At 59.4% G+C, this 20309-nt stretch carries 18 protein-coding genes; 12 read left to right on the top strand and 6 right to left on the bottom strand.

The window, feature by feature from the left end:
- A partial coding sequence (locus VK574_RS03060; protein WP_472798338.1) for a protein-disulfide reductase DsbD family protein occupies nucleotides 1–1362 on the top strand: 1362 nt, incomplete at its 5' end.
- On the opposite strand, the gene VK574_RS03055 is transcribed toward VK574_RS03060, so the two are convergent.
- The 3 genes from VK574_RS03055 to VK574_RS03045 form a co-directional block, all read right to left on the bottom strand.
- Entirely contained in the window at nucleotides 1347–1592 is a 246-nt protein-coding gene (locus tag VK574_RS03055) for a hypothetical protein (protein WP_472798337.1), read from the bottom strand. The genes VK574_RS03060 and VK574_RS03055 overlap by 16 nt on opposite strands.
- A gap of 234 nt (nucleotides 1593–1826) precedes the next feature.
- Nucleotides 1827–3221, bottom strand: coding sequence for a replication-associated recombination protein A (locus VK574_RS03050; RefSeq protein WP_472798336.1), 1395 nt, complete (start codon nucleotides 3219–3221; stop codon nucleotides 1827–1829).
- On the bottom strand, nucleotides 3218–4057 hold the full coding sequence (locus VK574_RS03045; protein WP_472798335.1) for a TrmH family RNA methyltransferase: 840 nt from the start codon (nucleotides 4055–4057) through the stop codon (nucleotides 3218–3220). Before VK574_RS03045 ends, VK574_RS03050 begins: the two co-directional genes overlap by 4 nt.
- A gap of 244 nt (nucleotides 4058–4301) precedes the next feature.
- On the opposite strand from VK574_RS03045, the gene VK574_RS03040 reads away from it, so the two are divergent.
- From VK574_RS03040 to VK574_RS03020, 5 genes are all read left to right on the top strand, one after another.
- Nucleotides 4302–4946: an L-threonylcarbamoyladenylate synthase gene (locus VK574_RS03040; RefSeq protein ID WP_472798334.1), complete on the top strand. Its 645-nt coding sequence runs from the start codon at nucleotides 4302–4304 to the stop codon at nucleotides 4944–4946.
- 8 nt (nucleotides 4947–4954) lie between these two features.
- The gene (locus tag VK574_RS03035; protein ID WP_472798333.1) at nucleotides 4955–5590 is read left to right on the top strand and encodes a YdcF family protein; all 636 of its coding nucleotides are present in this window, start codon (nucleotides 4955–4957) and stop codon (nucleotides 5588–5590) included.
- A 132-nt stretch (nucleotides 5591–5722) separates the two neighbouring features.
- On the top strand, nucleotides 5723–6628 hold the full coding sequence (locus tag VK574_RS03030; protein WP_472798332.1) for a S1C family serine protease: 906 nt from the start codon (nucleotides 5723–5725) through the stop codon (nucleotides 6626–6628).
- Nucleotides 6629–6757: 129 nt separating this feature from the next.
- Nucleotides 6758–6910: a hypothetical protein gene (locus VK574_RS03025; RefSeq protein WP_472798331.1), complete on the top strand. Its 153-nt coding sequence runs from the start codon at nucleotides 6758–6760 to the stop codon at nucleotides 6908–6910.
- Nucleotides 6907–7530: a response regulator transcription factor gene (locus tag VK574_RS03020; RefSeq protein ID WP_472798330.1), complete on the top strand. Its 624-nt coding sequence runs from the start codon at nucleotides 6907–6909 to the stop codon at nucleotides 7528–7530. The genes VK574_RS03025 and VK574_RS03020 overlap by 4 nt, the downstream gene beginning before the upstream one ends.
- Before the next feature lie 28 nt (nucleotides 7531–7558).
- Here the strand turns inward: VK574_RS03020 and VK574_RS03015 are convergent, their stop codons facing one another.
- A complete protein-coding gene (locus VK574_RS03015) occupies nucleotides 7559–8440 on the bottom strand; it encodes a DUF92 domain-containing protein (protein WP_472798329.1) in 882 nt (293 codons plus the stop codon).
- A 412-nt stretch (nucleotides 8441–8852) separates the two neighbouring features.
- Between VK574_RS03015 and VK574_RS03010 the strand changes: the two genes are divergently transcribed.
- The 5 genes from VK574_RS03010 to VK574_RS02990 all read left to right on the top strand — a co-directional run bounded on the left by VK574_RS03010 (nucleotide 8853) and on the right by VK574_RS02990 (nucleotide 16450).
- The gene (locus VK574_RS03010) at nucleotides 8853–11237 is read left to right on the top strand and encodes a glycoside hydrolase family 31 protein (RefSeq protein ID WP_472798328.1); all 2385 of its coding nucleotides are present in this window, start codon (nucleotides 8853–8855) and stop codon (nucleotides 11235–11237) included.
- A gap of 221 nt (nucleotides 11238–11458) precedes the next feature.
- A complete protein-coding gene (locus VK574_RS03005; RefSeq protein WP_472798327.1) occupies nucleotides 11459–12931 on the top strand; it encodes a YncE family protein in 1473 nt (490 codons plus the stop codon).
- Between the two features lie 209 nt (nucleotides 12932–13140).
- Entirely contained in the window at nucleotides 13141–13686 is a 546-nt protein-coding gene (locus VK574_RS03000; RefSeq protein WP_472798326.1) for a gluconate 2-dehydrogenase subunit 3 family protein, read from the top strand.
- On the top strand, nucleotides 13683–15335 hold the full coding sequence (locus tag VK574_RS02995; RefSeq protein ID WP_472798325.1) for a GMC family oxidoreductase: 1653 nt from the start codon (nucleotides 13683–13685) through the stop codon (nucleotides 15333–15335). The genes VK574_RS03000 and VK574_RS02995 overlap by 4 nt, the downstream gene beginning before the upstream one ends.
- The gene (locus VK574_RS02990; RefSeq protein WP_472798324.1) at nucleotides 15332–16450 is read left to right on the top strand and encodes a multiheme c-type cytochrome; all 1119 of its coding nucleotides are present in this window, start codon (nucleotides 15332–15334) and stop codon (nucleotides 16448–16450) included. The genes VK574_RS02995 and VK574_RS02990 overlap by 4 nt, the downstream gene beginning before the upstream one ends.
- An 86-nt stretch (nucleotides 16451–16536) precedes the next feature.
- On the opposite strand, the gene VK574_RS02985 is transcribed toward VK574_RS02990, so the two are convergent.
- Nucleotides 16537–17262: a glycosyltransferase family 2 protein gene (locus VK574_RS02985; protein ID WP_472798323.1), complete on the bottom strand. Its 726-nt coding sequence runs from the start codon at nucleotides 17260–17262 to the stop codon at nucleotides 16537–16539.
- A gap of 20 nt (nucleotides 17263–17282) precedes the next feature.
- Nucleotides 17283–19130, bottom strand: coding sequence for a DUF6044 family protein (locus VK574_RS02980; RefSeq protein WP_472798322.1), 1848 nt, complete (start codon nucleotides 19128–19130; stop codon nucleotides 17283–17285).
- Nucleotides 19131–19341: 211 nt separating this feature from the next.
- On the opposite strand from VK574_RS02980, the gene VK574_RS02975 reads away from it, so the two are divergent.
- Complete coding sequence (locus VK574_RS02975) at nucleotides 19342–20151, top strand: TlyA family RNA methyltransferase (RefSeq protein WP_472798321.1); 810 nt, start codon at nucleotides 19342–19344, stop codon at nucleotides 20149–20151.
- Nucleotides 20152–20309 lie beyond the last annotated feature (158 nt).

Raw genomic sequence — 20309 nt, 5'->3', positions numbered from 1 at the left:
CCAAAGGCTGTCCCAGCAGAAACAGCCTCGGCCGGCACAAATTCCGGTACCTCCGCCAACTCCGCAAGCCCCGCTACGACATCACCAAATCCCGCGCAGCCTGCATCCACCACTGGCCTTCTTCAGGCCGTTGGCCTCGCTTTCCTCGGGGGACTCATCCTCAACCTGATGCCATGCGTTTTCCCGGTGCTCTTCATCAAGGGTCTGTCCCTCGTGCAATCCGGAAATGAAGAGCGCCACAAATTGCGAACCCATGGCTTTGTCTACGCCGCGGGCATCCTCGTTTCTTTCTGGGCTCTCGTCGCGCTTCTGCTCGGACTTCGCTCCGCGGGTTCTCATCTTGGCTGGGGATTCCAGTTCCAGTCGCCCATCTTCCTCTCGCTGATGGCCGCACTGCTGTTCTTCCTCGGCCTCTCCCTCGCGGGACAATTCGAAATCGGACTCACGCTGACCAGTGCCGGTGGCTCGCTTGCTGAAAAGCAGGGCTACACCGGCAGCTTCTTCACCGGAGTGCTCGCCGTCATCGTTGCCACGCCGTGCACCGCGCCGTTCATGGGAGTCGCTCTCGGCTATGCCCTCGCGCAATCCGCCATCGTGACGTTCGCTGTTTTCACCGCACTCGCTTTGGGCCTCGCTGCGCCTTACGTCGCGCTGACATTGCAACCAGCATGGACGCGCATCCTGCCGCGTCCGGGTGCTTGGATGGAAGTGCTGAAGCAGGCTGTGTCGGTGCCGATCTTCGGGACTGTGATCTGGATGGCGTGGGTGTTGGCTCAGGCCTACGGCGCAGCCGTGCTCGCAGCACTGCTCGTTAGCTTTTTGCTCCTCGCAATTGCCGGATGGTTTCTGGGTCGTTGGCCTGCTAAACGCTGGTCAACCGTCGTTGCCGTGGCGATTGCGCTTGGTGTCATTGCGATTTCGGTGACGGCTCCGGGCAAACTCGGCGCGACCAACACGCCTGTGGTGGCGGCAAGTTCAGGGACCGGTTGGCAACCCTGGTCCGCCGATGCTGTCACACGCTATCAATCCCGGGGCCGCCCGGTCTTCGTCGACTTCACCGCAAGCTGGTGTCTCAGCTGCCAGGTCAACGAGCGTGTAGCCCTCGGCAAACCCGAAGTCCAGAAGGCTTTCGCCGACAGCAATGTCGTTCTTATGCGCGCCGACTGGACCCGCTACGACGACTCCATTACCCAGACGCTGACCTCGCTGGGCCGCAGTGGTGTGCCAACCTACGCGCTCTATATTCCAGGAGAAGCCACCCCACGCGTTTTGCCCGAGGTCCTTACACCCGGCATCGTCACAGACGCCCTTGCACAACTCCCGCACAGCTCCACGCAAGCCGCTGCTTACCAGGTGAAATAGTGACGCCCAAGTGCGCGCAAGCTCGGATGCAGGGGAAGGTTCTCTCCTGGATCGAAAACGTATTGCGGGGCGCCCGGTGCATGCTGCGCAAACATCCGCACTTCGCGCGCGGTTGCTTCATTCATCATGCGCAGATTGGTCGTCACTGCTACCGGCCGCGACTTTGGACCCCGCCGCAAACTGCCGTCGAACTGCTGTGCGTATGTGTTCTCATTCCAATCCTGTGCCATGATGACCCTCCACCGTGCCGCGCGATTTTCTTCAGAACCAACCGCGCTTGTTGATATAAACAGCAAGTCGCTTGCCAAAGTTGCGGCCGCAACCAAGAGCATCATGAAATATGGAACGCAAATGACTTAGAGGAAGTTCAGTATTTCTTAAGGCAGTGGCGACGGGCGAAGTGACGAAACTCCCGTGACGAAATTCCGTCAGTGCCGACTTTATTTAGTCACCTGGAGCTCTGATTATCCAGTGTGCTTGCCTGAGCGAATCTTGCGGATCTCTTCCATCCGCTGTGCGAGCGCCTTCTCGCGCCCCTCTTGCGTCGGCTTGTAGTAGCTGCGTCCCTTCAACGAATCCGGCAGGCAATCCATCTCCGCCACCTTGCCTTTTTCATCGTGTGCGTAGCGATAGCCCTTGCCGTACTCCAGTTCCTTCATCAGCCGCGTCGGCGCGTTGCGAAGATGCAGCGGCACTGGCTCCTGTCGCGTCTGCTCAATCTCCTGCTGCACTGCACCATAAGCCGTGTACACCGCATTCGACTTCGGCGCCAGGCACAGATACACCACCGCCTCCGCCAGCGCCAGGTCACCCTCCGGCGATCCCAGAAAATCGATCGCCTCTTTCGCCGACAAACACAGATTCAATGCCTCCGGCGCTGCCAGTCCAATGTCCTCCACCGCCATCCGCACCACGCGCCGCGCCAGGTACAGCGGATCCTCACCGGCCGCGAACATTCTGGCCAGCCAATACAGAGCCGCGTCGGGGTCGGAATTTCTCACGCTCTTGTGCAGCGCCGAAATCAGGTTGTAGTGTTCCTCGCCCGACTTGTCGTACATCAGCACGCGCTGCTGCACAGCCTCCGTCGCCAGCGCCTTGTCGATATGTTTTGTTCCAGCGGCGTTCGGTTCGAGTGCAAGCTGCGCCGCCACCTCCAGCGTGTTGTATGCGCTCCGGCAATCTCCGCTCGAGTAGCTCGCAATCAACGCGAGCGCATCGTCATCCGCGGTCAGTTCCATCGCGCCCAGTCCGCGTTCCTTGTCCTCCACGGCCTTGCGCAGCAGCAAGACAATCCGCTCTTCGCTCAACGGCTGCAGCACGTACACCCGGCACCGCGACAGCAGCGCCGAAATAATCTCGAACGATGGATTCTCCGTCGTCGCCCCGATCAGCCGGATCGTTCCGCGCTCCACATACGGCAAGAACGCATCCTGCTGCGCCTTGTTGAAACGGTGAATCTCGTCAACGAACAGGATCGTCCGCGAATGCATCTCCGCCGCCTGCGCCGCTGCGACCATCACCTGCTTGATCTCCTTAATCCCGGACATCACCGCAGAGAATTCCACGAAGTTTGCCTTCGTCGTATCGGCAATAATCTTTGCGAGCGTTGTCTTGCCCACTCCCGGCGGACCCCACAAAATCATCGATCCAAGGCTTTGTGCGTCCTGCGCGTCCCGCTCGATCTGCACGCGCAGCGGTTTGCCCGGCCCCAGCAGATGCTCCTGCCCGCTGTACTCCTCCAGCGTCCGCGGCCGCATCCGTTCCGCTAACGGAGCGCCTCCGGCCACTGTGTGGGGGAGACTTTTGGAGGAGTGTGTTGCCAGGGTCGGGCCGTCCGGCACACCATCAAACAAACTCATTGCGTCCCTCCATGCCGACCACGAGGCCCGGCGCTGTTTTTCGCCGCTCGCTGCCGCGCCGCCTCATACAGCAGCACGCTCGCAGCCACCGCCGCGTTCAGGCTCTCTACCGGACCGGGACAGGGAATCGTGATGGCTCCATTCGCCATCGCCGCCAAATCGGCCGGCACCCCATTCCCTTCGTTCCCAATCACCAGCGCCACCGCCCCGGACAGGTCCGCCTGCTCCGCAGCTTGCGCGCCCTGCGCCGTCGTCGCCAGTACACGCACCCCGGCGCAACGCAGTTGCTCCAGCATCTCTTCTTCGCCAACACTCAGTACCGGCAACCGAAACACACTCCCTGCGGAAGCTCGCACAGCCTTTGGATTCCAGGGATTCACGGTTCCCGGCAGACACACAACCCCGTCCGCTCCAAACGCCTCCGCCGAACGCACAATGGTCCCCAGGTTTCCCGGATCCTGCAGTTCGGCGAGCACCACGACCAGCGCGGCCGAGGACGGGTCATCGCCAAACACGTGCGCCCACGTCCAGTCCGGCGTCTCCACCAGCGCTGCAACCGGTTGCGGCGTCTCAGTAGCGAGTGCCGAATCCAGCAACTCGCGCGGCATCGCCAGCACCTCAACGTCTGCCGGCAAATCCAACGCATCCAGCAATCTCTCTGAACCCTGCGCAACAAACACGCATCTGATTCGCAGCCTCGCATGCAGGGCTTCCGCGATCAGGTTTTGCCCTTCGACCCCGGCCAAACCGTCCTCGCTTCGTCCAGGACTGGCCAACGCCCGCCGCAATTCCTTCAACCGCGCGTTCTGCTTACTCTGTACAATGCGGATAGACATCCCTGCGAACCGTCAGTCGCTTAGGCGATTCTATGCCGTTTTGCGGGATGTTGTTGAATCGACGGCTGCGTTCAGGTTGCTCGACGAGCCGCTCTGTGATAGCTTCCGTCTTTGTGGCATCCGCAAATGCCCGGCCTCCCTGGCGACGATAAAGTTAAGTACAAGTACAGTTCGTCGCTGCGGTATCATGTTGGGCTCGGGAACGTGGCTTTGCGGAATGTCGAGGGAACCGAGGTAGACCTTCTTGTCCGCGGAAATCTTGCGCGTCCATCCCGATGAGCCCCAATCAGACCGGATTGACTACATAGTCTCCTGCCTGCGCAAAGGCGATGTAGTCGCCATGCCCACCGACACCTTTTACGGTCTTGCCGTGGATCCGGTAAATCTTCACGCCGTCGAAAACATTTACCGCATCAAGAGCCGCCAGAAGCAAAAGCCTCTCTCGCTCCTGATCGCGTCTCTCGCCCAGGCCTACGAACTGGCCCGCGACAGCGATCCCATGCTCGACAAGCTTGCCGACCGCTTCTGGCCCGGCCCGCTCACCATCATTGTTCGCGCCGGTACCAAGCTTCCCCTGCGCTCCACCGCCAACACCGGCAACGTTGCGTTGCGCATCCCCGACGCCGCCATTCCTCGCGCCGTGGTCGAACGCTTCGGACTGCCCATCACGGCCACCGCCGCGAATCTCCAGGGCGCGTCAGAATGTACCCATGCTGCCTGCGTGCGCGATCAGATTGGCGACCGCATTCCCCTCATTGTCGATGGCGGCCCCACCAGCCGCTCCTTGCCCACCACCATTGTTGACCTTTCGCTCGGTAACGGACGCTGGGAAATCCTCCGCGAAGGCGCCATTCCTACCCACGAAATCGTGATGGTGCTGCAACGCTGAGAGCTGAAATGAAAGAACAGCCGGAGCCAGCATCGGACAGAGCCAAACCGAAAAGGCCGATTCTTCGCTGGATTCTTGTGCTGTTCGGACTCATGGTCCTCGCGACGCTCGCCTGGTGCCGCTGGGTCTTTGTCCAGATCGAGCACTATGCCGCGCAGGATCAGGCCTCCCCTTCCGATGCGATCGCCGTCTTCGGTGCCGCTGAGTACGACGGCCGCCCCTCGCCCGTCTTTCGCGCCCGCCTCGACCACGCGGAATCCCTCTACAGCCGCGGCATCGCCCCCCTCATCATCACGCTCGGGGGCGATGGAGGCGACCAGTTCTCAGAGGGCGCTGTTGGCGAGCAATACCTTGAGGGCGTCGGCGTTCCCGAGTCCGATATCATCGCCGAGACCGAGAGCACCAGCACTGACCAGTCCGTCCATCGCCTCGCGGTCATAGCGCACACCAATCGCCTGCGGCGCATCGTGGTCGTTAGCGACGGTACCCATCTCTTCCGGATTCACCAGATCTGCGCCGCTAATGGACTCGATGTCCTCACCTCGCCCCGTCCCCGCGTTCCCATCGAAGGCAACACCGGGGAATCCGAGCGCGTAGAGCACGAGATCCTCAGCTACACCCTCTGGCGCCTCCACCTCGACTGAACATGAGGGCGGGACGACCGAGGTGGTGAGCACTACCGAATCGGGCAGGCTCAACATGCCCAAGTGGCGGATGCGAAAGATCCACCAACTGTTGCAATGTAGCTCCAATGGCAATTGCCAAAGGAGCAACAAATGTCCAGTTCCTCTCTCGTTGATTTCTCTCACGAACTCGCAAATACCGTCGAACGCGCCGGAAGCTCAGTCGTCTCCGTGCTGGAGGGTGGACGTTCCGGAGTCAGCGGCACCATTTGGCAAGAAGGGATCGCGATCACAATCGCGCACACGATTCAAGGTTTGGAAGAAGTCACCGTGATTCTCCCATCAGGCGATGAAATCAAGGCAGCAGTCGCAAGCCGCGACGACGGGACCGACATTGCCGTTCTCAAGCTTCCAGCCGGCGCCAAGGCTGCGACCCTCGCAGACGATTCGAAATCTCGCGCCGGAGAGATTGTGCTCTCCATTGGAAGGCGAGGCGCTGAAGGGCTGGCCGCTGCCTATGGCATCGTCAGTGCAGTTGGCGGTCCATGGCGGACGCGGAGCGGCGAACGTGTGGACCGGTGGCTTCGGCTCGACCTGAATCCATTCCCTGGGTTCTCGGGTGGTCCCATCATCAATGCAGCCGGCGACGTCCTGGGAATTGCTACCTCGGGCCCCGGCCGGTCCGCGGCCGTCATTCCCACGTCGACGCTGAACCGCATTGTGGACCAGCTACTGAAACATGGCCGCACCGTCCGCGGCTTCATCGGCGTTGGTGTGCAACCGGTCGCGTTTCCTGACAATGCGTGGCAGGCTCTCGGCATCGCCAGTGGCCGCGGCCTTTTGATTACTGCCATCGCACCACAAAGCGCTGCAGAAGAAGCAAAACTCGTCCTCGGAGACGTCATCGTGACAATCGACGGCAAGCCGCTTCGCTCGGGGGCGACTTTGCAGTGGCTTCTCGATGCTGAAACTGTCGGGAAATCGATTTCGCTTGGTATCGTGCGAGGCGGACAACTGTTGAACGTTGCGGTTAACGTTCGCGAGAAGCCTGCCGGCTAAACCGGTTCCGCAGTTTCCTGTGTCCCGAAGCTACTCTTGCGAAGTGGCTCTTTTCTTAAAAAAAGAGCCATCTTACACTACGGCTCGAAACGGCTACCTGAACTGCGGAACAGGTCTAAAGAGGCTGACATGAATCCAAAAGATCGCGCCGGCATCCATCTGGGTGATGCCGTCGCAGGGTACGCGCAGATGAGCGAGATTAGGGTTCGAATTCGCGGGGAACGAGGCAGCCACGGCACCGGCACGGTCTGGTGGCATGATGGCCTCGCGGAGGCGACGTGATTCGAGTGCTGGTTCGTTCATCCTCCCAGTTCACGAGGGCTGGGCTTGAAAACGCACTCTCTGCCGATCCTCGCTTCGAGATCGTCAATGACGGAATGTCTCCGTTCGAATTCGAACAGGAGCCGGATGTGATTCTCCTCGACGGGGCGGAACCCGATCTCGACAAACTCCGCGCAACATCATCCCTCTCAGCTCACATGCCTCATCGTGTTCTTCTGGCTGATGGCGTCACTCGTTCTGATTTGGCGCGCCTCGTCAAGCTCGGAGTGCGCGCCGTTCTTCCGCGCGACTCCTCTGCGCAGGAGATCGCCGCCGCACTTGAGGCTGCCACACAAGATCTGATCACGATTACACCGGAGTTCCTTGAAGCCCTTCTGCCCACCGGCTCTGAAGATCGCGAAGAGGAAAATGAATATCTTCAGGAACCACTCACGTCCCGGGAGACGGAGGTTCTCGCCCTGCTGGCAGAGGGTGCGGGAAACAAGGAAATCGCAGTGAAGCTCAGCATCTCAGAACATACGGCGAAGTTTCACGTCAGTTCTATTCTCAGCAAGCTTGGCGCCACCACGCGAACCGAAGCCGTAACGCGGGGATACCGTCTCGGATTGATCTTCATTTGATCCGACCGGACATGGTTGCGAAGTTGCTCTAGTGGAGCCGCACGACTGCCAACATCCCCAGCGCAAAGCCCGCCGCGCTCGCCGTCGACAGAAAATTTACCGCATCGTTGTTGATCCAACCGCGCCGCTCCAGCGTCGCCCCCAGCAGGCTGTCGAAGAACAATCCAAACACGCCCGCGGAACAACTCACCTCAAGCGTTAGCCAGCCGCCGTTCGTCGCCCACGCACCCGCCGCCGCAACCAGACAGGCCGCGACAATCCCAACTGCCGTTCCACCCAGGCTGATGGCACCGTCAGTCCCCGGTTCGGCCTTGCGAAAGGTCGTGATCATCCGCGGATGCCCGCTCAGCACTTGTCCCAGCTCCGACGAAACCGTATCCGCCGCCGCTTCTGCCAGCGCCGCCAAACCAACACAGAAAGCTGCGGCAGGGAAGACCTTAACCACCGGCATCCAGCTCTGCTCGATCGTCCACGAAAGCACCAGTCCATTCGAAACCAGCGCTGCGACGCCCAAATTCGCCGCCACCTGCGAAGCCCTCCGCCCACGCTTGCTCTCTGCGGTTCCCAGGCCTTCTTTGCGCTTGTGCCCGGCTCGCGTCGCCAGCGAAGTCATCACCAGCAGTACCATCATCGGTACAAGCGCGGTCCTCCACGGCACGTAAGGAAAGGAAACAGTCCCAAACATCAGGCTCGCCGTGATTGCCGCGCCCGCCAGCGCAGCGCCCGCCGTTGCCGAACGCAACTTGAACGCAACCAGCCCGAGGACCAAACTCAATCCCAGCGTCCAGACCGCGACAACGGGCATCTGCGTCGCCCACCAGCGCGTTTCCAGCACAACATCGGCGCCCACAAACGGGAACACCAGCAACAGAACCGTCTTGGATTGCCAATGCAGTTTCGTTCGGGCCACGCTTTATGGTATCCCGACAAGACAACTGATCCACGCCTGCCATGCTCCGGCATCCTGACACGAAGCAGAAGGATCTGCGGTTGCCCTTCAAATCCCGAGGTCGCAAAAAGGCGTCCCCAAAATTGTTATTGCCGAGTGGCCCACGACACGTCCAAATCAACGACTCATCCCCTCTAAGACTGTCACTCCGACCGGAGCAGAGCGCAGTGGAGGAACCTGCAGTTGTTCTTCGTTTGGTCCAGATGGGAGATAGTTTCGAGTTGCCCATAATTCAGTCACAACCCTTACTTCCTGTACGGGACACTGCGATTATCATTGGACAAAACGCCAGGGGACATCTCCGAAGGCCGGCCCATTTACACTCATCAACGCGAAAGAACTCGTTGCTCTGCTGCACGTCTGAGGGATCGTGATGAAAAGGTATTCATTTTCCATGGTGTTTTTGGCCGGATTGCTTTCTGCCCCGGCGATCAGTCTTTGCCAAATCGCCGACCAGCGTCTTGAAATCGACCGCAAAGGCGAGACCATCGTCCTCGAGCCCTATGCTCCAAACATTCTGCGCGTCACCCTCAGCGTGCAGCACAACAACGCCCTCGCCAAACCCGGCTACGGCTTCATCGGCACTCCCAACAGCGAGGGATGGAGCAAGAGCCAAACCGACCTCAACGATGTCTACCAGTCCTCCCGCATCATCGCGACTGTCGAACGTGATCATCCGTCTTTGCATCCGAAGCTATCCACCGAACTCGACATCGCCAAGTTCTTCAATGGTTCCACTCCCGGCGCGCACATCACCTTCACCACGCCCGACGGCAAAAGGCTCCTCGAAATGACCGGATGGAGTCAGGCCGTCCCCAACCACAAGGACGGCACCGCAGACATCAACAACGATCGCCGCCCCACCGATCCCGCGTTCTTCACCGTCGGCGCCACCTTCGTCTCACCCGATGACGAGCACTATTACGGCCTCGGCGACAACCACGAAGGCTTCCTCGATCATCGCGGTCATCCCGTGCGTTGCTGGAATGACTATCTCTCTCCCGCCGCACCCACCACCTGCGTCCCGTTCCTAATCACCAACAAGGGCTATGGCCTCATCTGGGACAACCCTTCCAAGACCACCATCGAGCCTGGCTTCAACGAACAGACCAAGTGGACCTCGCAAGTCGGAGACCGCGTCTCCTTCTTCGTCATCGCCGGCAACACCGCCGACGAAATCTACGCCGGCTATCGTCTCCTCACCGGCCCTACACCCTTGCTTCCCAAGGCTGCCTACGGATACATCCAGTGCAAACAGCGTTACGCCAGCCAGGATGAAGTTCTGTCAGTTGCAAAGGGCTATCGCGACCGCCATCTGCCGGCGGACGTCATGGTCGTCGACTGGTTCTACTACACCAAGATGGGCCAGATGGACATGGACCCGAAGTTCTGGCCTGATCCTGCCGCAATGAACAAGCAACTTCACGACATGGGCTTCGAAACCATGATCAGCGTCTGGCCCCGCTTCGTCCCCGACGATCGCTTCTATGCCGAACTCGAGAAGAACGGCTGGCTCATCCACACTGCCGATGGCAAGCCCATCAACGGTCTGCCCTACGACCGCGCCGGCTCCGACATCGACACCACCAACCCCGACGCCGCGCGATGGTACTGGAAGACGATTCGCGACAACATCCTCAGCAAGGGCTTCGACTCACTCTGGGCCGACGAAACAGAGCCCGACCTGCCGCCCAACGGCTCCTACTACAAGATCGGTCCCGGCACGCAGTTCTACAACGTCTATCCGCTCTTCCACACCGGCGCACTCTCCGATGGCTTCCGTCGCGATCTGCCCCAGAAGCGCGCGCTCATCCTGTCGCGCGACGCGTACCTAGGCGTCCAACGAAACGGCGCCATTGTCTGGTCGTCCGACATCTATCCCACCTGGGACACCTTCCGCCGCCAGATCCCTACCGGCCTCGACTTCACGGCCTCGGGAATTACGTACTGGTCCAACGACACAGGCGGCTGGCAATACCTGCCGCCCGAGCATCATCCGGCGCATTCTCCGTTGCTCGACCCCAGCGACGCCCGCGACAACGTCGGCGGATACGACGACTACCCCGAGCTCTACACGCGCTGGTTTCAGTACGCCACGTTCCTGCCTATCATGCGTGCGCACGGCAGCCGCAAAACCAACGAGGTCTGGTCCTACGGCAAGCAGGCCGAGCCAATCCTCGAGAAATACCTGCGCCTCCGTTACGAGCTGATGCCGTATATCTATTCGCTTGGCTACCAGACCTGGCTCACCGGTGCGCCCTTCATGCGCGCTCTGCCGCTCGATTTTCCTGACGACCCCAATGTCGCGGACCTGCGCGACGAATACATGTTCGGCCCCGCCTTCCTTGTCGCCCCTGTCGCCGAGCAGGGCGCAACCAGCCGCCGCGTCTACCTGCCCGCCGGCGCCGACTGGTACAACTACTGGACCAGCGAGCGTGTGAAGGGCGGCCAGACCGTCACCGTCTCCGCGCCGATCGACACCATTCCGCTCTTCGTTCGCGCCGGCTCCATTCTCCCGCTCGGCTCTCAAGTCGAAAGTACTCACGACAAGCAGACCATCGCCAAACTCCGCATCTATCCGGGCGCGGACGCGACCTTTACGCTGTTCTCAGACGACGGCACCACGTACGCCTATGAGAAAGGCGCCGGCTCCGTCACCCACCTGCATTGGAGTGACGCCAACCATCAGTTGACGCACGAGGGCCCGGCCGCATGGACCGCCTCGGACAACGCCATCGTCGAGATCGTCGGCAAGTGACCGCCGCGCCCCGCAGGCGCACCCGAGCCAGCAATGCGGGCTGACGATACCAAATCGACGCCGTGCCGCGTCTAAAACTCTGTAAAGCCCGAACTCCGGCTCAGCATCGGTCGCACCGATTGGAAAGCTATGTCCAGTTTTCTGCGGCAGTTGCTGTGTCCCCCAACCCGAGTACAGCCGTCCTCTGATTTACAATCGGTAAGTAAGCAGGAAAGAACTGAATGAGTCTTTTTTCCAACGTTTTAAGCCAGGCGTGCCCGCGATTGGTTCAGGCGGGCGCCGTACTTGCAGTCGCTGCGTTCTTTGCCGGTTGCGGAAACTCCTACCGCCCCGTGATTACGCCGATCAACCCTACTGGTCCGGCCTCGCAGCCGATTGCTTTTGCTGTCGTCGTTTCTTCGCCAGGCGCCAATGTTCCAGGCATTGCCACGGTCCTGGATTATTCCGGCGATAGCATCCTCACCCAGGCTCCCATCGGGCCAAATCCTTTTGCCTTTACACTCGACGCCAATGGTGCCAACGGATATACCGCCAACAGCGACCATACCCTCACCAATTTCCAGGTCTCGAATACCCAGCCTCAGGAAAAGAACATTTTCTTTTCCACGTTGCCGACGGCCGCGCAGACCGTGGGGCTGTTCTCCCCCACCGCCGGTCTTTGGTCTCCTGACCTGAACGGCAACGTCGTCGATGTCCTGGCAATCAACGGAACCGCTGAAGCCTTTAAACTCGCGGTTCCGGTCGCTGGCACTCCCGTTGCCGTCGTTGGGCTCGGTTCGCTTGGGCAACACATTTACTCCATCAGCCAGAATGTGCCCTTCGACGTCACGTGCAACAATGCGCCGGCTTCAGTTGGGCAGAATGGCGAGGCCGACGCGCTCGAAGTTACGAGCTTCACCGTCTCGGCACGCATCCCGCTCGGCAAATGTCCGGTCTATGGCGTATCCAGTTCCGACGGCCGCCGTGTCTTCGTGCTCAATCGCGGAAGCGATACCGTCACCGTAATCAACAGCCAGAACAACACGCTCGACCAGTGCACGCCGTTCACCAACCAGAACGGCCAAATCGTCACCTGCCATCCCAGCTTGCCGCTTTCTACCGCGGCCGGCCTTGCCGGCACGAATGTGCCTGCGGTCGCCGGACCTGTTTACGCCGAATACATTCCGACGACGCAGCAGCTTGTGATCGCGAATTACGATGGCGGCACCATCAGCCTTATCGATGTCAGTCTTGATGAGTTTGGAAACGACAGCCAGACCTTCGGAACTACGTTTACCATTCCGGTCGGACACGATCCCGCCAGCGTTACCGTGCTGGCCGACGGCAGTCGCGCCTACACTGCCGATCAAGCCGATGGCACTGTCCACGTCGTCAATCTCACCAGCCACACGGTGGAAAAGACGCTGACCGTTACCGGTCATCCACGGACCGTTGTCTCCACCTCAAACTCTCTCTTTGGCAAAGTCTACGTCGCCTCACCAGACACCACCTTCCTCACCATCATCCGGACCGACCAGGACATCGTCGATACCACTGTTCTGATCGAGGGCAACATCATCGATGTGCGCGTCTCTTCCCAAACCACCTCCAAGGGGAACGCCAATATCTCTAGCCGCGTCCCAGGCGGAGGGCAGCCCTGTTACCAGCCGGGACCAACAGCCTCGCTGGCCGTCTGCCAGAACATCCATCCCTGATACACGGAGAATGCGTTAACGCCAAGGCCATCCCTCTCCCCGGGATGGCCTTTTTACATTCCAGGCATCGCGCTTTCAACACCTTGCCTTCGTTGTGATTTGAAACACAGACCGTCGTAGCGCCAACCACCGACCATGATGCGTTGATGTGCATTGCGCTTTGGCAGTCCCAGGCGCCGGGCACCCATCCTCGTGATCGAGGTAGGCAAATGCGCAAGCCTGCATCAAAAGGTCTCCTAACCCGGCGGCAGTTTACTTTGGCAAGCGCCCTAAGCGGCGCAGCAGCGGTCATTGGCTGCCACGGGAGCGCCGGCTCGGCGTGGGATTTCCTCAGTGATAGCCACGCCCGCATTCTCGGTGCTCTCTGCGATCAGATCATTCCCGCCGACGATTTTCCCAGCGCCTCGCAAGCCGGAGTCGTCACCTACATCGACCGCCAACTCGCGCGCCACTACCGTCGCCACCAGGACGCGTATCGTGTCGGCCTTGCACAAGTCGACGCAATGAGCCGAGATCGTTTCGACCACGCATTCGCTGATGCGGCCCCGGTGCAACAACTCCAGATTGCGCTCGCGCTTGAGAAAGAAAATCGCACCTTCTTCGAACTCGTCCGCCAGCACACCATGGAGGGCTACTACGGCTCCCCGCGCCACGGCGGCAATCGCGATGCCGTCAGTTGGCGCATGCTGGGCCTGGCCGAACCTCCCCTCCGCGGCCGCGCACAATACGATCTGCGCAAAGGCGGTCGCTCGTGAAGCGCGTCAACGCCGTCGTCATCGGCGCCGGAGCAGCCGGCGGCATCGTCGGCAAGGAATTGGCCACCGCGGGTCTCAGCGTCGTTCTGCTTGAGCGCGGCCAATGGTACACGCCTGCCGACTGCCGCAAAGACGATCTCCGCAACCAGCGCACCACCGTCCTCCGAAATGCCTTCGGCCCTGAAGACGAAGGCAATCCCCGCGTCTGGGTCGACAAGAATGGCGTCGCCCACACAGTTCTCCCCAGCGAAGGCGCCTACCAGAACAATGCAGCCTGCGTCGGCGGAGGCACGCTGAGCTATGGCGCGCAAGCCTGGCGCTACATGCCGCAGGATTTCCGGATGCGCTCCACCTACGGCGCCCCCGCCGGCAGTTCCCTGGAAGACTGGCCCATCACCTACGACGATCTCGAGCCGTTCTACGACAAAGCGGAGTACGAAATCGGTGTCTCCGGCGACTACTCTGGCACACCCTTCCACGGCCCCCGTCGCCGCGATCTCCCCATGCCGCCGCTCCCGCCTAATCGTGAATTCGGCATCCTCGAACCGGCCGCCAAACGCCTGGGCCTCCATCCCTTTCACCTGCCAATGCTGCGCAACAGCGTGCCCTACAACGGCCGCGGTCCCTGCATGCGCTGCCGCTGGTGCTGCGGGTTTGCATGCGAAGTCGACGCCAAGAACGGCTCGCAGAACACCGTAATTCCCATCGCTCTCAACACCGGCAACTGCGAACTCCGCACCGGATGCATGGCAAAGGAAGTCCTGACCGACGATCGCGGTCGCGCAAGCGGCGTGGCCTACTTCGACGAGCGCGGTCATCTCCAGGAACAGCCCGCCGACATCGTCATCGTCTCCTCCGCCGCCATCGAGTCTGCGCGCCTGCTTCTCAATTCCCGCAGCCGCTTGTATCCAAACGGCCTCGGCAATCGCTACGACCAGGTCGGCCGCAACCTCCAAGGCCACCACTACACCGGCGCAGTGGGCTATTTCGACTTCGAGACCTACGACGACGTTGGTCCCGGCGCCAGCATCGCCGTAATGGATTACAACCACGGCACGCCCGGCCTCCGCGGTGGCGGCATGCTGGCTAACGAATTCATCCGCCTGCCCATCCACATGGTTGACCGCCTTCCCAGCAACACACCGCGTTGGGGCGCAGCCCATAAGCAAGCCATGCGCCACTGGCACAAGCGCTCCATCGTCATCATGGGGCCAACGCAGCAGATTCCCAGCGCAACCGGCCGCGTCACCATCGATCCCACCGTCCGCGACAAGTGGGGACTGCCCGTTGCCCGGTTCGAAGGCAACGTTCACCCCCACACCTTTGAAATCGGCGACGTCCAGGCCAAACGTGCCGAAGCCTGGCTCAAAGAAGCCGGCGCAATCGAAACTTCGCTCCTGGCCTGGCATCCAGAAAGTGTCTCCGCCGTTCAGCATCAGGCCGGAACCTGCCGCATGGGCAACGATCCGCAGAATTCCGTCGTCAACCGCAACTGCCAGCTTCACGACGTCGACAACGTCTTCGTCATCGACGGCAGCGTGCACGTCACCAATGGCGGATTCAATCCCGTGCTCACCATCATGGCCGTCGCCTATCACGCATCGGCCGCGCTCGTCCGCAACTGGAAAGGCACGGCGTTCCGTTCATGATGCGATTGTTCAAAACGCTCGCACTTCTGCTCGCATGTGTCGTGTTCCTCGGCATAGCCGGTGTTTACAGCGCGTCGTACTACTACACGTCGCAACGCGGACAAGGCTGTGCAAGCTGCCACGAAATGTCGCAGTATGTAAGCGCAGTGCACGGCTCAGCGCACCGCACCGGCACGTGCATGGATTGCCACGAAGCGGGCCTCGCCACCAAGCTGCGTCATATCCGCGTACATCTCAGCGGCAACGCGCCTGAATCGATCCGTCTCCGCGACGTTGACGTGTTCGCCATGACCACAAACTGTCAGAAATGCCACCAGCACGAATACGCATCCTGGCATGCCGGTCCGCACAGCGCCACTTACGCGCAGATCTTTACCAATCCAACGCACAACACAGAACGCCGGCTGATGGACGATTGCCTCCGCTGCCACGGCATGCACTTCAACGGAGCGATCCGCGATCTCGTGCAGCCGCAGAATGCCTCCGGTCCCTGGCACATCACGCGCATCAACTTTGCCGACCAGCCCACGATGCCCTGCATGGCCTGCCACCAGGTGCACCGCGAGGGCGACGTGCAATCCAAGCCCGCCACGCGCATCGCCGCGGCGCCTTCCCCCACGGCGGATTCACTCGCTATCTTCGATCGCCGCGAGCAAATGCATTTCTCCATCCGTCTGCTTTCCCTTCCGCAGTTATCCGACGGTGCACGCGCGGTGAAAATCAGCCCCGACCAGCGCCAGGCCCTCTGCTACCAATGCCACGCGCCGCGCCAGCCTGAAACCGCCACCCTCGCCGCCACAAAACACTGGGCTCCGCAGATCGGCTCCGGCGACGACCGTACCCCCGTCGGCGTCCACGAAGGCATCAGCTGCCTCGCCTGCCATGCGGGACATAATGAAAGCGCCACCGCTTCGTGTAAGAACTGTCATCCGCAAATGTCCCACTGCGGCCTCGACGTGGAGAAAATGGACACCACATTTTCAAACGCCAAAAGCACCCACAACATCCACTGGGTCCGCTGCACCGACTGCCACCAGCACGGCATTCCGAAAGTAATGGGATCATCGCAGCAAGCGGCAAATTCCACAGCCACCGAAATCCGATCGTCCGAATGAGCGGTCCACATCTTCGCGGGCAAACCATCTTCAGAGCCGATGGCAAGATCACTCGGAACGCGACTCAGGGGGCCGACAGCAAGCTCTCATTTTCTTGACCGCGTGATTCGATAAAGGCTGACCACACAGATAAGCTTCAGCGTTTCGAGCGCTGCACGCAACACGATCGGGAGACTCGCTCCTCTGCTTTGCCCAGCCTTGCGCGGAAGGTACACAGACTGCATTTCAATCATCTGGTTCTTCTGCAAGACGAGTTTTGCGCAGATCTCACTCTCCACCAGCGAACTCTTCATCTTCAGATTCAACTTTTGCAGTGCCGCCCGCTTATATACCTTCACCCAGTTAACATCTCGCTGCCTCAGTCCAAGGAACGCGGCATTCAGCCGTCGATTCACGTACGAGAGAACATTTCGGCTGAAAGAATAGATCGTGTTCTCTTTCCTGAAAAAAGAGACAAATGTCTTATTGGCCAAGATAGCGTATGGAATGAGTTCAGCCACATTGAACTGAGCATCTGCGGGAACAGCGCTCACATTGTCATATCGGACCGCCGCATAACCGGAGCGCAGCGCAGCTCCGATTCCCATGTTACGAGGATGATAAACAGGCCTGATGTTAGGAAAGGTCTCAGCTGCCTGGCGCACGATCTCTCTGCAATTGTCCGTGCTGCCGTCATCCACAATCACAATTTCGTTTTCTACGCAGTGGATTATCGCAAAGAAGCTTTGCACTTCCTCGATCACCGAGCGCAAGGTGCCCTCTTCGTTGTAACAGAAGATAATGATCGACCATGACTGTGTTGTATCTCCCATAATCCGCACTTACACGCCGGTTACCGCGTGGCCACATCGCTCGGCGTCTGCCTTTCTGCGACACCATTCTGTGCGCTGTTGGCGACTGACACGTGATCCGACACGGACGAATTTACAGAATAGAGATACAGATCCCAGAAGGAATCTTCCGAGAAAAATTCTTTCTCAAGTTTCAATCCGACCTTTGCGCTGTCTTCAATGTTCACAGCCGATATTACATATTGGCCGCCCATTGCCCGCAATTGAGCTGTGTCCAGCTGCAGATTGTGCACCGCAAGATGACTCTTACGGTCGCACAGATAATAGAACTCTATCTCACTCGAGAAGACATAGCATCGATTACCCCAGCCATCGAAGTAATCCTTGAGATTTGCGTCTTTCTCCAGTTCCATAGAATCGATTCGCCGGAACTCTTGTTTGTACGCCAGCGGGTAGCTGCTGAAGTAGCCGTCGAGTGTGTAGAACCCGTTGTACAGCGCGACACTGGGGAACATTCCAAAGCTGACAACCCGATACGAGTTCTTTGGCTTTCCGATGAATTTGTCAATCTCGCCAAACAAGTCCGTGGCGAAGAAGCGGCTGAACGATGGCTCGGAGACGTGTTTTCCCGCGAGCAGCCTGACGTTGTTTTTATACTCCGTGTTGAATTTCAGGATTGCGAAAAGCTGCACTACTATCAGACACCAGACGATCGGTTTACCCCACTTGGGCCGCTTCAATTCCTTGAGGCTGAGGGCAAACAGAACCAACCAGAGCATCGGGAGTAGAAAGTAGAATCTGCCGGCGTTGAATGTGCGCAGTGGCGGCAGCAAATGCCCAAGACCTCTGACAATCCAATCGTAAAAGCCAAACTCCAGGCAGATGAGCAAAATTCCCATCGCCATCACGCCCAGCAGGCCCAAGCGGCGCTTCTTTGCAATCAAGAGCACAAAGGCGCCTGCGGTTGCGATGATGATTGGCAGCGTCCAATAGCTGCCGGAGTGATATTGGGTAAGAAACAGCAACTCAATCGAATGTTTCAAATTCGACGAGAGATTCAGGTCGGTCCAGCGATTCCAGGTGGTGCGATGCGAAGGCAAAGCATTCGACCCTAAAATGGAAAGAATCAACTGATATTGAAGAGCGAGATAAGTAGCGGCGAACAGCACGATGCTGACGAGAAACCGCGTGTTGAACCGATGGGTGCGTATCCAGTCAGTGGCAAGAATCAGCGCCAGGACTGTGACTGCGAAGGGAGTGATAAGTGCGAGATCGGACCATAACGGCAGCGCGAGAATTATGAAGTAATTGGTCCACTTGCGCTCTCCGTTCCGAATGTTGAAGAACGCGTAGGCCAGCAGAGGCTGACCTGCAACCGACAAGCCATAAATTGTGTAGTAGGGAACAAGAAAGAAACAGAGTGATATCGCGCCTGCAAGAAGATAGTCGCCTTCTTCCGTACAGATGTACTTCCTCAGCAGAAGAAACATACCGCAGAATGCGATGATGTGGACGAGAATGAAGTCGACAATATAGGCCCAGGCCGGGGAAAAGATATAAAAGAGCAGCACATTAACGTTCAAACCCGACGGCAATGCCGCACGTGGCAGCCCGTTCATAACGTTGTCAATCGTAGAGCCGCCGTTGAATGTGAGAGCTTTGCCCGTAGCTACGAGGAGATAGGCATTCACAAACTCGCCATCGAGAGTGTCATGAATGGTGATGTACGAGTTATTGCCGAGCAATAGAAAGGGAAGAAAGTAGACAAGCATCGTTGCCGCCACGACGGCAAAGACGATCGAACGGCGCTTCATCTTGCCGCTATCGGCAGCACCTGATTCCAGCACGGGAAAAGACTCCTGCGATTCACCTGGAGCAGCTTGTGGCATCAAGACACCTTCCCAATGGCTCTCATGCAAGAGATATTTTCTCTGAGCTTTCGACGATCATAACGCGCTCTGAAGTTTTTGGATCGTGCAGGTTTCGCCGATTGTCGTTGTTTTCAAGCCCGAAGTGCCTCGCGCCAGATTACCAAGTGATTAAAAAACACCCCGAAGTGGACCTCTGCAGGCGCAAGCCACTCGATAAAATGAAGTTGGATTGGTTACCACCGGCAAAACCCGTATCGATCTTCTTCTCGTCGAACGCGCTCTCGTTCCCAGCCGCGAGCGTGCCCGCGCCCTCATCCTCGCCGGCCGCGTCCTCGTCAACGAACAGAAAATTGACAAGCCCGGCGCCACCGTCTCGTCCGACGCCGCGGTCCGTCTTCTTGGCGACGACATGCCCTACGTCAGCCGCGGCGGTCTCAAACTTCAAGCCGCCCTCGACCACTGGAAGATCGACGTCGCCGACCGTGCCTGCCTCGACATCGGAGCCTCCACCGGTGGCTTCACCGATTGTCTCCTCCAGCGCGGCGCGTCTCATGTGACCGCCGTCGACACCGGCTTCGGCCAGATCGCCATGAAACTCCGCAACGACCCGCGCGTTCAACTCGTCGAGCGCACCAATGCCCGATTCCTCGCCCCCGGTGCACTCGCCGAACCCGGGCAGCCGACGCTCACGCTGCTCGTCATGGACGTCTCCTTCATCTCCGCAACGATCCTTCTCCCTCCCGTCTTCGCCGCCGCCTCCGCACTCGCCGAAGCCGTCATTCTCGTCAAGCCCCAATTCGAAGCCGGCCGGGGCAACATCGGCAAAGGCGGCATCGTCCGTGACCCTGAAGTCCACAAGCTCGCCGTTGAAAAGGTCGCCCACTGCATCACCAGCCTCCACTGGCACGTCATCGAGACCATCCCTTCACCCATCACGGGCACAGAAGGCAACAAAGAATTCCTCCTATACACCCGCCGTTCTGAACTCGAGCAGGCTACCCTAGTCCCTAATCCCCAGTCTCTAATCCCTAATCCCTAATCCCTAGTCCCTAGTCCCTAGTGGCCTGTCTGAGTGAATTCGTTACTGCGGATGCGTCGAGTTGGGTCTGAGTATTTCCATTGAAAAGGCCGAGCATTTGCGGAGTAGGCATTGATGTAGCGAAGCAGCTTGCGGGCCAGGTCAGAGACGGAAGTAAA

It is taken from the genome of Occallatibacter sp., from assembly GCF_035317045.1.
Lineage (GTDB): Bacteria > Acidobacteriota > Terriglobia > Terriglobales > Acidobacteriaceae > Telmatobacter.
Note: the sequence above shows the minus strand (reverse complement) of the source record. Positions and strands in the feature narration are given on the sequence as shown.